The sequence below is a fragment of the Pseudomonas sp. 273 genome, from assembly GCF_029201425.1.
GTDB lineage: Bacteria > Pseudomonadota > Gammaproteobacteria > Pseudomonadales > Pseudomonadaceae > Pseudomonas > Pseudomonas delhiensis.
The window spans coordinates 3,836,072-3,851,025 of the sequence record NZ_CP116775.1; the positions used below are offsets into that span (position 1 = coordinate 3,836,072).

Genomic DNA, 14,954 nt, shown 5'->3' on the forward strand with positions numbered 1-14,954 from the left:
ATGTCATCAGCCATGCAGCCGCTTTCCGGCACCGCCGCGCTCGATCCGCACGTCGCGGACACCACGACCGGCGACTTCCACAGCATCCTCTTCCCCGGCGCCCGCCGGCCAACCCTGGCCAGCGCGCCGCCGCCCTGCTTCAGGGACCTGAACCTCGACCAGGTGGTCGACGCCATCACCGCGGACCGCCACGAGTACGACCTGGAGCCGTTCTTCTACACCCACCTGGACGACCTCGACGCCATCGTCTACCGCCAGGAAGTGATGCACGACCTGCTCGACCCCGGCCTGCTCGCCGACCTCCAGGCCTTCGCCGCCGGCATGCGCGCCGTGCGCCGGCACCTGGTGCCGGAAGAGAAGCTCTACTACGCGCGCCAGCAGCAGCGCAGCTTCGTCGAGGCGGTGCGGGTGTATTGCGATACGCTCACGCAACTGGCGCGGGCCCTGGCCGCCCGCCCCTTCGCGTCGCGCGGCCTGCGCGGGCTGCTGGCGTACCTGGGGCGCTACCTGGCCTCGGAGCGCTTCGTCGGCCTGGCCGGGGACACCCGCCACCTGCTCGACGGGCTCGGCGCCGTCACCTACTCGATGCTGATCAGGGACAACCAGGTCCGCGTCCAGCGCTACGAGCCGACCGAGGACATCAGCGAGGCCATCGACAGGACCTTCGCGAAATTCCGCCAGGGCGACGTGCGCGACTACCACGCCAAGTTCAACGAATGGCCGGGCATGAACCACGTCGAGGCGGCCGTGCTGGACATGGTGGCGCAGCTCTACCCGGAGGTCTTCGCCGAGCAGGCCGGATTCTGCGAGAAGCACGCGGACTTCATCGACGCGACCGTCCAGGACTTCGACCGTGAGGTGCAGTTCTACCTGGCCTACCTGGCCTACATCCAGCCGCTGGTGGACGCCGGCATGCCCTTCTGCTTCCCCGGCGTGCGCACCGACAGCAAGGCCGTGTTCGCCCGCAACGCCTTCGACCTCGCCCTGGCCAGCCGCCTGGTGCGCAACAGCAACCGCCTGGACGTGGTGTGCAACGACTTCGAGCTGGCCGGGCGCGAGCGCATCCTGGTGGTCTCCGGCCCCAACCAGGGCGGCAAGACCACCTTCGCCCGCCTGGTCGGCCAGCTGCACTACCTGGCCTGCATCGGCTGCCGGGTGCCGGCCGAGGCCGCCGAGCTGTTCCTCTTCGACCGCCTCTACACCCTGTTCGAGAAACAGGAGCGCCCCGGCGACCTGCGCGGCAAGCTGCAGGACGACCTGCTCCGCGCCCGCGGGATACTCGAGGGCGCCAGCGGCCGCAGCCTGATCCTGATCAACGAGATCTTCTCCTCGACCACCGCCAGCGACGCCGCCTTCCTCGGCCAGAAGATCCTCGCGCGGATCATCGCCCTGGACGCCCTCTGCGTGTGCGTCACCTTCATCCACGAGCTGACGCAGATGGGCCAGAGCATCGTCAGCATGATGAGCTGCGTCGACCCCGACGACCCGTCCCGGCGCACCTTCAAGGTCCTGCGCAAGCCCGCGGACCGGCTGTCCTACGCCCTCTCCATCGCCCGCAAGCACCGCCTCACCTACGACAGCGTGAAGGAGCGCATCCGGCCATGAAAGCCCACCTCATGTACCCGCAGGCCGACTTCGACCTGGACAAGCCGCCGCCGCTGCACGCCGAGGACCTGGTCCAGGACCTGGCCCTGGACACCCTGTTCGACGCCATGGCCGGCGACGACAAGTACCTCCGCCAGGTCGCCCGCTGCGCGCTGCTGACCGCCTTCGACAGCACCCCGGAGGTGGTCCGCTACCGCCAGGCGGTGCTGCGCGACTGCCTGGCCAACCAGGCGGTGGTGCGCGACCTGTACCGCCTCGCCCTGGACGTGCTGGGGCTGGAGCAGAACATCTACCTGAGCTTCATGACCAAGTACCCCAGCAGCATCATGCACCGCTCGCTGAAGCTGCTGCACCTGCAGATCGACCTGCTCCGACGCCTGCGGCGGATGGCCGACGAGCAGGCCGGGCACTTCGCCTCGGAGGGCTTCGGCAAGCTGTTCGCCCTGATCCGCGAGGAGATCAGCGACCAGTACTTCGCCGAACTGCAGGACCACTTCGAGCAGCTCAAGCTGCGCAAGGGTTTTCTCGTCAGCGCCCGCCTGGGCCCGCTGAACCGCGGCGTGGCCTACTGCCTGCGGCGCTACCCCAGGCCCCAGGGCTCCTGGCTCAAGCGCCTGCTGGGCAAGAAGCCGGAGAGCTACGTCTACGAGATCGCCGAGCGCGACGAGACCGGCGCCACGGCGCTGTCGGAGCTGCAGGACAGGGGCGCCAACGAGGTGGCCAACGCCCTCGCCCAGGCCGCCGAGCACATCACCGGCTTCTTCGCCATGCTGCGCACCGAGCTGGCGTTCTACATCGGCTGCCTCAACCTGCGCGAGCACCTGAGCGAGCTGCGCGGCGACATCTGCTTCGCCGACGTCAGCCCCGCCGGGCAGTACCGGCAGGCCTTCGAAGGCCTCTACGACATCTGCCTGGCGCTGAACATGCGGCGCGCGGTGGTCGGCAACGACCTGGCCGGCGACGACCGACAGCTGTTCGTCATCACCGGCGCCAACCAGGGCGGCAAGTCGACCTTCCTGCGCAGCATCGGCATCGCCCAGCTGATGCTGCAGTGCGGCCTGTTCGTGCCGGCGCGGCAGCTGCGCGCCAACCTCTGCGACGGCCTGTACACCCACTACAAGCGCGAGGAGGACGCCAGCATGAAGCGCGGCAAGCTGGACGAGGAACTCGCCCGCATGAGCGACATCGTCGACCACCTGAGCCCGCGCTCCATCCTGCTGTGCAACGAATCCGTCGCCGCCACCAACGAGCGCGAGGGCTCGGAAATCGCCCGCCAGGTGGTGCGTGCGCTGGCCGAGGCCGGGGTGAAGACCTTCTTCGTCACCCACCTCCACGACTTCGCCCACAGCCTTTACGAAGCGCCGCCACCGGGCAGCCTGTTCCTCCGCGCCGAGCGCCGCGACGACGGCGGGCGGACCTTCCGCATCACCGAGGACGCCCCGCTGGCCACCGCGTTCGGCACCGACCTGTACGCGCAGGTCTTCGCCGAGCCCGCGGCCGCCGGCTAGCCGCCGCGGGCCTGCAACCGGGCCAGCGCGGCGGTGCCCGCGGCCATCAGCACGGCGGCGCAGACGAACGCCAGCACCGGCGAGACGGCGCTCCAGAGCAGGCCGACCGTCGCGCTGGAAACGAACTTGGCGGTGCCGTTCACGGTGCCGAGCGCGCCATAGCTCAGGGCCAGCGTCTGCGGCTGCACCATGTCGGCGGTCACGGTGGACTCCAGGGCCTCCTGCACCGACACGTACAGGCCGGCGACGGTGAACAGCAGCGCCAGCAGCGGCAGGCTGTCCACCCGCAGCCAGAAGGCCAGGGCCGCCAGCAGCGCCGTCAGGGCGCCCAGGGCATAGCCGGCGACCAGCACCGGCAGGGAGCCCAGGCGGTCGGCCAGCGCGCCGACGGGATAGGACGTCAGCACCTGCACCAGGTTGCGCCAGACGTACAGCAGGCCGGCGACCTGCGCCGCCTGGACCACGCCCAGGCTGCCGGCCAGCAGCTGCGTGGCGGCGAGGATGAGCAGGCTGTGGCTGAAATCGCCGATGCCGAACAGCCCGACGGCCCCCAGGTAGCGCTTGAAGCGCAGCGGCAGGCCCTTCAGCGTCTGGAAGAACTTCAGCCCGGGGTTCGCCGAGTGCTGCGGGTCCCTGACCAGGGTCAGGAACGCCAGCACGGCCAGCACGCCGGGAATCACGCTCAGCCACAGCACCAGGCGGAACGGCCCGCTGGCATCATCCCAGGGCAGCCGCTGGGCCCAGCCCAGCAGCGCGACGCCCAGCAGGGGCCCGGCCACGGCGCCCAGGGTGTCCATCGCGCGGTGGAAACCGAAGGCCCGGCCGCGGCTCTCGGCCGTCACCGCCTGGACCACGATGGCGTCGCGCAGCGGGCCGCGCAGCCCCTTGCCGAACCAGGAGACCAGCCGCCCGAGGAGGATCAGCGGCCAGCCCAGGGCAAGGGCCAGCAGCACCTGCCCGACCGGCGTCAACCCGTAGCCGATCACCACCAGCAGCTTGCGATGCCCCAGCTTGTCGGCGATGTAGCCGGAGAACATCTTGGTGTAGGCGGCCAGGGCGTCGGCGATCCCCTCGATGATGCCCAGCGCGGCGGCGGGAATCCCCAGCACCGCGAGGAACCCGGGCAGTATCACGGTGGTGGTCTCGTAGCAGAAATCGCCCAGGGCGCTGGTCACCCCCGCCCCCACCACCGTGCCGTTGAGCCAGGCCGTGCGGCCCGCCTTGCCGGCCGTTTCCGGCGCCTGCTGCTGCGATGGGTGCATCATGCCTCCTCGGTGGCGGAGCACGCGCGCCGGACCGCCGCTACGCGGCGCGGCGGGTGGCTCGCGGGTTCAGCGGTTCTCGTCCTGTGCCTCGAATACCCGCTGGGCGTAGGTGTCCAGCAGGGCCTCGCACGCCTGCAGGCGCTGCTGCGCCTCGGCCAGCAGCGGTGCGCCGTAGAAATCCAGCCTGCGGATCTTCTCCAGCCAGTTCTGCAGCTTCTTCAGGTCGACGTCGTTCTCTTCCAGCTCGGCGTAGGTGAAGTGGGAAGCCGCGGTCTCCTTGGCGATCTCCGCCTCGAAGTCGTCGCACTTGTCGAGCAGCTCGCGGTATTCCTCGTCGCGGTCGGCCCGGAAGCGGGCCACCACCTTGTCCTCCTGCAGGCGGTCCAGGGCGACGGTCTCGAGGATCACCGAGTCGCCTCCCATGGCGCCGATCTCGTGCTCCAGCATCTTCAGCTGGCGCACGTGCTCGTCGTTCTTGGGCAGCAGGCAGACGCCATTCTGCAGGTACACCGCGCCCATGCCCTTGAGCCTGCGCCACAGCGCGATGCGCTTCTTGGCCGGTTCGGAGGGACCTTGTAGGTAAGCAGGAGCCAGTTCTGGTTCGTCATGCGTGCAACTCTAATGTAACCGTCGTTACATTTTAAAAGAATCAAAACTCATAAGCTTATTGTTGCAGGCAACGCTGGCGATATGAAACAGGGGGCAACGCCGCCAGGGAGAGGCCGGGGGCTTTTCCCCGGTGCGGCAAAAGTGCTAGCTTTCGCCGCAGGAGATGGCATTCCTCCTTTAACCGCCCTCGTGCTGATGATGCCTACGTGAACCCTGGACAGGGTGCGTAGGCGTGCGTCCTGTCCTTTTGCAAAAGGACCGGACCGTGACCGCGACACCCCACCCACTCCCCTCCCCGGCATCGCCCGTACCCTCCTCCGACGGGGGCCCGCCGGCATGCTGAAATCCATCCTCGCCATTGCCCTGGGGGCCTCGCTGGGCGCCCTGCTGCGCTGGTTCCTCGGCCTGCAGCTCAACGCCCTGTTCCCCACCATCCCGCCGGGCACCTGGGCCGCCAACGTCATCGGTGGCTACGTCATCGGCCTGGCCGTGGCCCTGTTCGCCGCCAACCCCGGCCTCAGCCCGGAATGGCGCCTGCTGCTGGTCACCGGCTTCTGCGGCGGCCTGACCACCTTCTCGACCTTCTCCGCGGAAACCTTCTCGCTGCTACAGACCGGCCGCGTGGCCTGGGCACTGGGGGAAATCGCGGTGCACGTCGTAGGTTCGCTGCTGGCGACGGCCGCGGGCGTTCTAACCTACACATTGCTGGGCGCACGCTGACGGAGGCGTAATCATGAAAGGCTACCTGGTGACCTTCTTCACCCAACAGAGCCGCCGCCACGGCGGCAAGCTGATCACCGACTGGATGGTCGACCTGGCCCGCGGCATGAAGCTCAAGGGCGCCACCCTGGTCGTCGGCGCGGAAGGCTTCGGCCATGCCGGGCGGGTGCACTCCTACCACTTCTTCGAACTGGCCGACCAGCCGGTGGAAATCTGCCTGGCCGTCTCCGAGGAGGAGTGCGAGCGCCTGTTCGAGCGCCTGGAAGCCGAGGACCTGGCGCTGTTCTACGTGAAGACGCCCGTGGAGATGGGCACCGTCGGCAAGCGCAAGGCCGACCGCGACACCCCCACCACCTGACGACCACGGAGACCCGCGCCATGAGCTTCACCGACCTCCCCGCCGGCAAGGGCATCCCGGACGACCTCTACGCCGTGATCGAGATCCCGGCCAACCACGCGCCCATCAAGTACGAACTGGACAAGGCCAGCGGCCAGCTGTTCGTCGACCGCTTCCTCAGCACGCCGATGTTCTACCCGGCCAACTACGGCTTCATTCCCTCCACCCTCAGCGAGGACGGCGACCCGCTGGACATCCTCGTCGTCGCCCCCTGCCCGGTCGCGCCCGGCACCGTGCTGCGCTGCCGCCCGCTGGGGGTGATGTACATGACCGACGAGGCCGGGCCGGACGCCAAGATCATCGCCGTGCCCCACGACAAGCTCAGCACCCTGTACGCCGGCCTGCACCAGTGCAGCGACCTGAGCGACCTGCTGCTCAGGCAGATCCAGCACTTCTTCGAGAACTACAAGACCCTCGAACCCGGCAAGTGGGTGCGCATGGAACGCTGGGGCAGCCTGGACGACGCGCGCGAGGAAATCCGCAAGTCGGTGGCTGCCTACGAAGCGGCGCACCGGGCCTGAACCCCACAAGACAAGAAAACGCCACGATCAGCCGATCAGGAACCCCCATGCCAGACTACCGCTCGAAAACCTCCACCCACGGCCGCAACATGGCCGGCGCCCGCGCCCTCTGGCGCGCCACCGGGATGAAGGACGAAGACTTCAAGAAGCCGATCATCGCCATCGCCAACTCCTTCACCCAGTTCGTGCCCGGCCACGTGCACCTGAAGGACCTGGGCCAACTGGTCGCCCGCGAGATCGAGAAGGCCGGCGGCGTGGCCAAGGAATTCAACACCATCGCCGTGGACGACGGCATCGCCATGGGCCACGACGGCATGCTCTATTCGCTGCCCAGCCGCGAGATCATCGCCGACTCAGTCGAATACATGGTCAACGCCCACTGCGCCGACGCCATCGTCTGCATCTCCAACTGCGACAAGATCACCCCCGGCATGCTGATGGCCGCCCTGCGCCTGAACATCCCGGTGGTGTTCGTCTCCGGCGGGCCGATGGAAGCCGGCAAGACCAAGCTGGCCAACCACGGCCTGGACCTGATCGACGCCATGGTCGCGGCCGCCGACGACAGCTGCTCCGACGAGAAGGTCGCCGAATACGAGCGCAGCGCCTGCCCCACCTGCGGTTCCTGCTCCGGCATGTTCACCGCCAACTCGATGAACTGCCTGGTGGAGGCCCTGGGCCTGGCCCTGCCGGGCAACGGCACCACCCTGGCCACCCACGCCGACCGCGAGCAGCTGTTCCTGCGCGCCGGGCGCCTGGCCGTGGAGCTGTGCCAGCGCTACTACGGCGAAGGCGACACCTCGGTGCTGCCGCGCAGCATCGCCAACGTGCTCGCCTTCGAGAACGCCATGAGCCTGGACATCGCCATGGGCGGCTCGACCAACACCATCCTGCACCTGCTGGCCGCCGCCCAGGAAGGCGCGGTGCCCTTCGACCTGCGCGACATCGACCGCCTGTCGCGCAAGGTGCCGCAGCTGTGCAAGGTGGCGCCGAACATCCAGAAGTACCACCTGGAAGACGTGCACCGCGCCGGCGGCATCTTCTCCATCCTCGGCGAACTGGCCCGCGGCGGCCTGCTGCACACCGAGGTGCCGACCGTGCACAGCCCTTCGATGAAGGACGCCATCGCCGAGTGGGACATCACCCAGACCTGCGACGAGCGGGTGCACACCTTCTTCCAGGCCGGCCCGGCCGGCATCCCCACCCAGACCGCGTTCAGCCAGAACACCCGCTGGCCGAGCCTGGACGACGACCGCGAGAACGGCTGCATCCGCAGCGTCGAGCACGCCTACTCCGCCGAGGGCGGCCTGGCCATGCTGTACGGCAACATCGCCCTGGACGGCTGCGTGGTGAAGACCGCCGGCGTGGACGAATCCCTCTACGTGTTCGAAGGCAGCGCGAGGATATTCGAAAGCCAGGACGCGGCGGTGAAGGGCATCCTCGCCGACGAAGTGAAGCCGGGCGACATCGTCATCATCCGCTACGAAGGCCCGAAAGGCGGCCCGGGCATGCAGGAGATGCTCTACCCCACCAGCTACCTGAAGTCCAAGGGCCTGGGCAAGCAGTGCGCCCTGCTCACCGACGGCCGCTTCTCCGGCGGCACCTCGGGCCTGTCCATCGGCCACGCCTCGCCGGAAGCCGCTGCCGGCGGCGCCATCGGCCTGGTGCGGGACGGCGACCGCATCCTCATCGACATCCCCAACCGCAGCATCGACCTGCTGGTCGGCGACGAAGAACTGGCCGCCCGCCGCGTCGAGCAGGACGGCAAGGGCTGGAAGCCGACGCAGCCCCGCGCGCGCAAGGTCAGCAGCGCGCTAAAGGCCTACGCGCTGCTGGCAACCAGTGCCGACAAGGGCGCAGTACGCAACAGGGCGCTACTGGAGGACTGAACATCCACCCCGGCGCCTTGCAAGCCTGGAAGCCGGTGATAGAGTTCTCTCAGGAGATGGCATTCTCCGTTAACCGCTGACACGTTCAGCTGATGATGCCTACCGAACCCGCGAAGGCGGGGGCGGTAGGCATTTTCGTATCTACCGCCCCACCTCGCTCAGGTCGTTTCCCCGCCAGCCTCGCTTCGCCGTACGGCACCGGCTGGCTCCGTCACCTGGAGGTACAAGTGGGCACTCCCATGCATGAAGACGCAGCGTGGTCATCGTCGGTGACCAGCCTGGTTTCCGATGACCTGGACGCATTTCTCCAGGCGCTTCCGGCGCACCACGTACTGCTGAAGATCACCTATCCCGCCGCAGCGCAGATCGCCCGCGAGCAACAAGAGCACGTGGCACGGCTGCTGTTCACCCAGGGGCTGAAGCGCTCCGCCCTGCTGGTCGAAAGCGGCGCGCAATGCCTGGTTTTCTCCGAGCCCCGCGAGGCCTGGGATACCTACTGCTGCCTGCGCTTCGCCAGCCTGGCCCTGGAGGTGCGCATCTATCGTGTCGGCTTCTATCGGGAGGCATTGGCCGAGCGACGTGCCCGGGATACGGCACTGTCCCCGCCCGCGCCCTACCGCCTGCCCGCATCGATCGTCGACGGCACGGGGAGCCCGACATGAGCGAGACACTGGGAACCCCGTCGACGGATTCGCAGCCCGGCCCGGACCCGGAGCTGCAGCGGCTCGCCGCCGGCCTGCTGCACAAGGCCGGCATCCAGATCAACGGCCAGCGCCCCTGGGACATGCAGGTGCTGCGCCCGCGCGTGTTCGAGCGCGCGCTGGCCCAGGGCAGCCTGGGCCTGGGCGAAAGCTACATGGACGGCGACTGGGACGCGCAGCACCTGGACGAGTTCTTCCACCGCCTGCTGCGCGCCCGCCTGGACCAGGAGGTCCGGCCCTGGCGCCTGCTCGCCCACGTCCTGCGCTACCGCCTGCTGAACCTGCAGAACAGCCGCCGCGCCTGGCAGGTGGGCCGGCGCCACTACGACCTGGGCAACGAACTCTACCGGGCCATGCTCGACTCGCGCATGACCTACAGCTGCGGCTACTGGGAAACCGCCAGCACCCTGGAGCAGGCCCAGGAAGCCAAGCTGGAGCTGATCTGCCGCAAGCTGCGGCTGGAGCCGGGCATGCGCCTGCTGGACATCGGCTGCGGCTGGGGCAGCCTGATGGCCTATGCCGCCCAGCACCACGGCGTGGAATGCGTGGGCGTGACCGTGTCCCAGGAGCAGGCGAACTGGGCCAGCGACCGCTACCGCGACCTGCCGGTGGAGTTCCGCCTGCAGGACTACCGCACCCTGACCGGCAGGTTCGACCGCATCGCCAGCGTCGGCATGTTCGAGCACGTCGGCCACAAGAACCACCGCGCCTTCATGCAGGTGGCCCAGCGCTGCCTGGCCGACGACGGCCTGTTCCTGCTGCACACCATCGGCAAGAACACCCGCCACGGGCGGCCCGACCCATGGATCGACCGCTACATCTTCCCCAACGGCGACCTGCCCTCCATCGGCCAGCTCGGCGACGCCGCCGACGGCCTCTTCGTGGTCGAGGACCTGCACAACTTCGGCGCCTGCTACGACCGCACGCTCATGGCCTGGCACGCCAACTTCGAAGCGGCCTGGCCGCGCTTCTCGGCGCTGGGCGAGCGCTTCCGGCGCATGTGGCGCTACTACCTGCTGTCCTGCGCCGGCGCCTTCCGCGCCCGCGACATCCAGCTGTGGCAGTGGGTGCTGTCCAGGCGCGGGATGGCCGGCGGCTACCTGCGCCCGCAGTTGTGAGGGGCCCCCTCATGCATTCGAACGAACCAAGGAGAGCGGCATGGCCATCCTGATCCAGCAGATAGACGCCCGGGAAATCCTCGACTCCCGCGGCAACCCCACGGTGGAAGTCGACGTGACCCTGGAGGACGGCGCCCGCGGACGCGCCTCGGTGCCCTCGGGGGCCTCCACCGGCAAGCACGAGGCGGCGGAACTGCGCGACTGCGACCCGGCGCGCTACGCCGGCAAGGGCGTGCTGCGCGCGGTGCACAACATCCGCAGCGAAATCGCCCCGCTGCTGCGCGGCCACGACGCCAGCGAGCAAACGGCGGTCGACCTGGCGATGCTGCAGTGCGACGGCACGCCGAACAAGGCGCGCCTGGGCAGCAACGCCATCCTCGGCGTCAGCCTGGCGGTGGCCCGCGCCGCGGCGGCGGCCGCCGGCATGCCGCTGTTCCGCTACCTCGGCGGCGACCAGGCCAGGCGCATGCCGGTGCCCATGTTCAACGTGCTCAACGGCGGCGTGCACGCCCACTGGCAGGGCACCGACTTCCAGGAATTCATGATCGTCCCCTCCGGCGCCGGCAGCTTCCGCGAGGCACTGCGCTGGGGCGCGGAAATCTACCGGCAGCTGCGCACCCTGCTGGAGGCCAGGGGCTTCTCCACCTCGGTGGGCGACGAAGGCGGCTTCGCCCCGCCGCTGAAGTACAACGCCGAGGCCCTCGACCTGCTGATGAAAGCCATCGAGGCCGCCGGCTACCGCCCCGGCGAGCAGGTCCAGCTGGCCATCGACCCGGCGCCCAGCGCCCTCTACGAGAACGGCTTCTACCGCCTGCACAGCGAAGGCCGCCTGCTGGACGCCGACGAGATGATCGGGCTGTACGCCGACTGGGTGGAACGCTACCCCATCGTGGTGCTGGAAGACGGCCTGGCCGAGGACGACTGGGAAGGCTGGAAGCGCCTGACCGAGGCGCTGGGCCAGCGCATCGAGCTGGTCGGCGACGACCTCTTCGTGACCAGCGCCGAACGCATCCGCCGCGGCATCCGCGAACGCACCGCCAATGCCGTGCTGATCAAGCCCAACCAGATCGGCACCCTCAGCGAAACCCGCACCACCGTGCTGCTGGCCCACAACAACGGCTGGGGCGCGATGGTCTCGCACCGCAGCGGCGAGACCGTCGACAGCTTCATCGCCGACCTCACCGTGGCCTTCGGCACCGGCCACCTGAAGGCCGGCGCGCCCTGCCGCGGCGAGCGGGTGGAGAAGTACAACCAGTTGCTGCGCATCGAGGAAATGCTCGGCGGCACGGCCCACTACGCCGGCCGCCAGGCCTTCGTCCACTAAAGGGGCAAAGGGGCGCCTCGCGCCCCCGCGCCACCCGAGCAGAGGTGAAGCATGAGCGCCGCCGACCGTCTGGCCGCCCCGGAATCGATCGCCGAACGCATCCTCCGGCATTTCCGGGTGGCCCTGGAGGAGCGCGGCTACAGCGCCGACCCTCAGCAGCAACACGCCATCGAGCACCTGGCCAACTGGCTGGAACACTTCCTCCAGGCCCGCCACGCCTGGTTCCACAAGCCCACCGCCGGCGTCTACCTGTGGGGCGACGTGGGCCGCGGCAAGAGCTTCGTGATGGACGCCTTCTTCGCCGCGGCCCCGCTGCAGGCCAAGCGGCGCGTGCACTTCCACGCCTTCCTGGACGAAATGCAGGCGCGCCTGCAGGCCTTCGCCGGCCAGGCCGAACCGCTGGCGAAGAGCGCCCGCTGCATCGCCGGGGAAACCCGCCTGCTGTGCTTCGACGAATTCCACGTGCACGACATCGGTGACGCCATGCTGCTGGGGCCGATGCTGCAACAGTTGGTGGACCGCGGCGTCGGCCTGGTGTGCACCTCCAACTACCCGCCGGCCGGGCTGTGCGCGGACCCGCTGTACGGCGAGCGCCTGCGCCCCGTGGTCGGCTTGATCGAAAGCCGCTTCGAGGTGCTGGCGCTGGACAACGGCGAGGACTACCGGCGCCGGCTGACGCCGCTGGACGCCTGGGGCAGCTACCTGTGGCCCGCCACCGCCGACGACCCGACGCCGCTGCGCGAGCGCTTCGGCCTGGGCCCGCAGGCCCGCTTCGACCAGGTGCTGCAGGTCAACCACCACCCGCTGTGCGTGCGCGCCCACGACGACGACCACGCCTGGCTCGACTTCGCCGAACTGTTCGAACGCCCGCACTCGGCGGCCGACTACCTGTGGCTGATCGAACGCTTCCCGTACCTGGCGGTCAGCGGCCTGGAACCGCTGCAGGACTACCCCGACGACGTCGCCAGGCGCTTCCTGAACTTCATCGACATCGCCTACGACAAGCGCCTGAAGCTGCAGCTCTACGCCACGGTGCCGCTGGAACGGCTGGCCGGCGGCAGCACCACCCTGGACTTCGAGCGCACCCTCAGCCGCCTGCGGCAGATGACGCCGGTGCCGCTGGCGGCGGCTGCACCGTAGGGCGGATAACCGTTCGCGGTTATCCGCCGTTGGCCGTGCCACCGGGGCGTCCGGCGTGGCCGATGCCAATCGCGGACGGAGTCCGCTCCTACGCCCGTGCTTCCTGGAACCGCCGAGGTGCTCTTCGTAGGAGCGAGCTTGCTCGCGAACGGTGTTTCCCGGTGCCGTAGGTGCCGGGTTTAAGAGCCCCTCTCCCCAGCCCTCTCCCTGAAGGGAGAGGGAGCTAGTCCGTGCCGAGATAAGGAATGGTTTCAGCCGGAAACCACCTTGCTTGCCGGCTGACTCGGGAAAACCAGACCGCTCCGAACAGTCCCCTCTCCCTTCGGGACGGGGCGCGCAGCCGAGGGTTAGGGAGAGGGAAAGGCGTCCAGCCAAAACACCGCAGTCACAGGTGAGCACCGTTCGCGAGCAAGCTCGCTCCTACGAAAAGCCGTGCGTCCTGGAACCGTAGGAGCGGACTCCGTCCGCGATCATGGCGGATAACGCCGTAGGCGTTATGCGCCCTACGCCAAGCCCTCCCATACCGTAGGGCGAATAACCGTTCGCGGTTATCCGCCGTTGGCCGTGCCACCGGGGCGTCCGGCGTGGCCGATGCCAATCGCGGACGGAGTCCGCTCCTACGCCCGAGGCTCCCTGGAACCGCCGAGGTGCTCTTCGTAGGAGCGAGCTTGCTCGCGAACGGTGTTTCCCGGTGCCGTAGGTGCCGGGTTTAAGAGCCCCTCTCCCCAGCCCTCTCCCTGAAGGGAGAGGGGGCTAGTCCGTGCCGAGATAAGGAATGGTTTCAGCCGGAAACCACCTTGCTTGCCGGCTGACTCGGGAAAACCAGACCGCTCCGAACAGTCCCCTCTCCCTTCGGGGCGGGGCGCGCAGCCGAGGGTTAGGGAGAGGGAAAGGCGTCCAGCCAAAACACCGCAGTCACAGGTGAGCACCGTTCGCGAGCAAGCTCGCTCCTACGAAAAGCCGTGCGTCCTGGAACCGTAGGAGCGGACTCCGTCCGCGATCATCCGTCGTTGAAAACAGCCTCAACCCTCAGCCTTCACCCCGGCCAGATGGTAGGTCTCGTTGAGCCGGTGCAGCGTGAAGACGTCATTCTCCACGACCAACTCGTTGACGCAGCAAGGCTCCTGCTTCAGCCGCCAGTAGCGCGCCAGCGGCAGGCCCAGGGCCTGCAGCAGCAGGACGCGGTTGATGCTGTCGTGCCCCACCAGCACCAGGGTCTGCCCGGCATGCTGCCGCAGCACCTCGCGCAGCACGCGGGTGCCGCGGGCCAGCACGTCGGCCAGGCTCTCGCCATCGGGGATGGCCGCCAGGTCCGGCGCCTCCAGCCAGATGCGGTGCTCCTCCGGCCAGCGGGCGCGCACTTCGTCGTGGGTCAGGCCCTGCCACTGGCCGTAGTCGGTGTCGGCCAGGCCTTCCAGGGCCTGCGCCGGGGCGCCGGTGGCGCGAGCGATGGCGGCGCCGGTGTCGATGCAGCGCGACAGCGGGCTGGTGTAGATCGCCACCGGCTGCCAGCTTTCGGCGATGCGCCGGGCCACCGCCTCGGCCTGGCGCCGGCCCAGCGCCGACAGCGGCAGTTCGGCGCGGCCGCGGAAGCGCTCCGGGGCGATCCAGTCCACGTGGCCGTGGCGGGTCAGAATGATCCTTGTCATCGTCCTGCTCCTGTCAGGTTCAGCAGCGCAGGCTGGCAATGATGCGCTGCGGGTGGCTCAGCATATCCAGGGCGCTGAGGATGTCCAGGGCGACCAGGTCCGCCGAGCCGATGGCCACCGAGGAAGCGCCCTCCGGGCCGATCACCGCGATGCCCAGGGCCGACTGCTGCAACATGTAGCGGTCGTTGCTGCCGTTGCCGATGGCCACCACGCCGTGCAGGCCCAGGGTGCGCAGGTAGTCCTCCTTGGAAATGGCCTGGTCCTTCTCGGACAGCACCAGCAGGTTCACCTCCAGCGCCGCCAGTTCCGCCTCGGCGCTGCCGAAGGTGTCGCCGGTGACCACGTGCAGGGCCAGCTTCCGGCCCAGCACCTCCAGGCGCTCGGCCACCCCGTCGATCAGCCGGCCATCCACGGCCAGGGTGCCGTTGTAGTCGCAGATCATGTGTTTCAACTGCAAGCTGCCCACGCCGGGAATGTCGATCTGCAGCATGTCGTTTCCTCCTCCTGCCGC

14 protein-coding genes and 2 riboswitches are annotated in these 14,954 nt (G+C 68.8%); of the genes, 10 read left to right on the forward strand and 4 right to left on the reverse strand.

What is annotated here, in order from left to right; translation table 11 throughout:
- The gene (locus PKO50_RS17530; RefSeq protein WP_275626746.1) at positions 1-1,605 is read left to right on the forward strand and encodes a DNA mismatch repair protein MutS; all 1,605 of its coding nucleotides are present in this window, start codon (positions 1-3) and stop codon (positions 1,603-1,605) included.
- On the forward strand, positions 1,602-3,113 hold the full coding sequence (locus tag PKO50_RS17535) for a DNA mismatch repair protein MutS (protein WP_275626747.1): 1,512 nt from the start codon (positions 1,602-1,604) through the stop codon (positions 3,111-3,113). The genes PKO50_RS17530 and PKO50_RS17535 overlap by 4 nt, the downstream gene beginning before the upstream one ends.
- Here PKO50_RS17535 and PKO50_RS17540 read toward each other — a convergent pair.
- Together PKO50_RS17540 and PKO50_RS17545 are read right to left on the reverse strand one after the other, a co-directional pair.
- The gene (locus PKO50_RS17540) at positions 3,110-4,375 is read right to left on the reverse strand and encodes an MFS transporter (protein WP_275626748.1); all 1,266 of its coding nucleotides are present in this window, start codon (positions 4,373-4,375) and stop codon (positions 3,110-3,112) included. The genes PKO50_RS17535 and PKO50_RS17540 overlap by 4 nt on opposite strands.
- A gap of 69 nt (positions 4,376-4,444) precedes the next feature.
- Entirely contained in the window at positions 4,445-4,897 is a 453-nt protein-coding gene (locus tag PKO50_RS17545; RefSeq protein ID WP_275626749.1) for a Chromate resistance protein ChrB, read from the reverse strand.
- A 240-nt stretch (positions 4,898-5,137) separates the two neighbouring features.
- A riboswitch (Fluoride riboswitch) is annotated at positions 5,138-5,199 on the forward strand.
- Positions 5,200-5,323: 124 nt separating this feature from the next.
- On the opposite strand from PKO50_RS17545, the gene crcB reads away from it, so the two are divergent.
- From crcB to zapE, 8 genes are all read left to right on the forward strand, one after another.
- Positions 5,324-5,707, forward strand: a complete 384-nt coding sequence (gene crcB, locus PKO50_RS17550) for a fluoride efflux transporter CrcB (RefSeq protein WP_275626750.1) — start codon at positions 5,324-5,326, stop codon at positions 5,705-5,707.
- Positions 5,708-5,720: 13 nt separating this feature from the next.
- Positions 5,721-6,065: a DUF190 domain-containing protein gene (locus PKO50_RS17555; RefSeq protein ID WP_275626751.1), complete on the forward strand. Its 345-nt coding sequence runs from the start codon at positions 5,721-5,723 to the stop codon at positions 6,063-6,065.
- Positions 6,066-6,085: 20 nt separating this feature from the next.
- On the forward strand, positions 6,086-6,625 hold the full coding sequence (gene ppa, locus PKO50_RS17560; RefSeq protein WP_275626752.1) for an inorganic diphosphatase: 540 nt from the start codon (positions 6,086-6,088) through the stop codon (positions 6,623-6,625).
- A 47-nt stretch (positions 6,626-6,672) separates the two neighbouring features.
- Positions 6,673-8,511: a dihydroxy-acid dehydratase gene (ilvD, locus tag PKO50_RS17565; protein ID WP_275626753.1), complete on the forward strand. Its 1,839-nt coding sequence runs from the start codon at positions 6,673-6,675 to the stop codon at positions 8,509-8,511.
- A 43-nt stretch (positions 8,512-8,554) separates the two neighbouring features.
- Positions 8,555-8,620, forward strand: a riboswitch (Fluoride riboswitch).
- Positions 8,621-8,750: 130 nt separating this feature from the next.
- Complete coding sequence (locus tag PKO50_RS17570) at positions 8,751-9,173, forward strand: hypothetical protein (RefSeq protein ID WP_275626754.1); 423 nt, start codon at positions 8,751-8,753, stop codon at positions 9,171-9,173.
- The gene (gene cfa / locus PKO50_RS17575) at positions 9,170-10,330 is read left to right on the forward strand and encodes a cyclopropane fatty acyl phospholipid synthase (RefSeq protein ID WP_275626755.1); all 1,161 of its coding nucleotides are present in this window, start codon (positions 9,170-9,172) and stop codon (positions 10,328-10,330) included. The genes PKO50_RS17570 and cfa overlap by 4 nt, the downstream gene beginning before the upstream one ends.
- A gap of 40 nt (positions 10,331-10,370) precedes the next feature.
- Positions 10,371-11,654 carry a phosphopyruvate hydratase gene (gene eno / locus PKO50_RS17580; RefSeq protein WP_109935497.1) on the forward strand — a complete coding sequence of 428 codons (1,284 nt, stop codon included), beginning with the start codon at positions 10,371-10,373 and terminating at the stop codon, positions 11,652-11,654.
- 51 nt (positions 11,655-11,705) lie between these two features.
- Positions 11,706-12,794: a cell division protein ZapE gene (gene zapE / locus PKO50_RS17585; protein ID WP_275626756.1), complete on the forward strand. Its 1,089-nt coding sequence runs from the start codon at positions 11,706-11,708 to the stop codon at positions 12,792-12,794.
- 1,022 nt (positions 12,795-13,816) lie between these two features.
- On the opposite strand, the gene PKO50_RS17590 is transcribed toward zapE, so the two are convergent.
- Together PKO50_RS17590 and PKO50_RS17595 are read right to left on the reverse strand one after the other, a co-directional pair.
- Positions 13,817-14,443 (reverse strand): histidine phosphatase family protein, encoded by a 627-nt coding sequence (locus PKO50_RS17590; RefSeq protein WP_275626757.1) that lies wholly within the window; start codon positions 14,441-14,443, stop codon positions 13,817-13,819.
- A 19-nt stretch (positions 14,444-14,462) separates the two neighbouring features.
- Positions 14,463-14,933 (reverse strand): HAD family hydrolase, encoded by a 471-nt coding sequence (locus tag PKO50_RS17595; RefSeq protein ID WP_109936948.1) that lies wholly within the window; start codon positions 14,931-14,933, stop codon positions 14,463-14,465.
- Between the last annotated feature and the right edge of the window lie 21 nt (positions 14,934-14,954).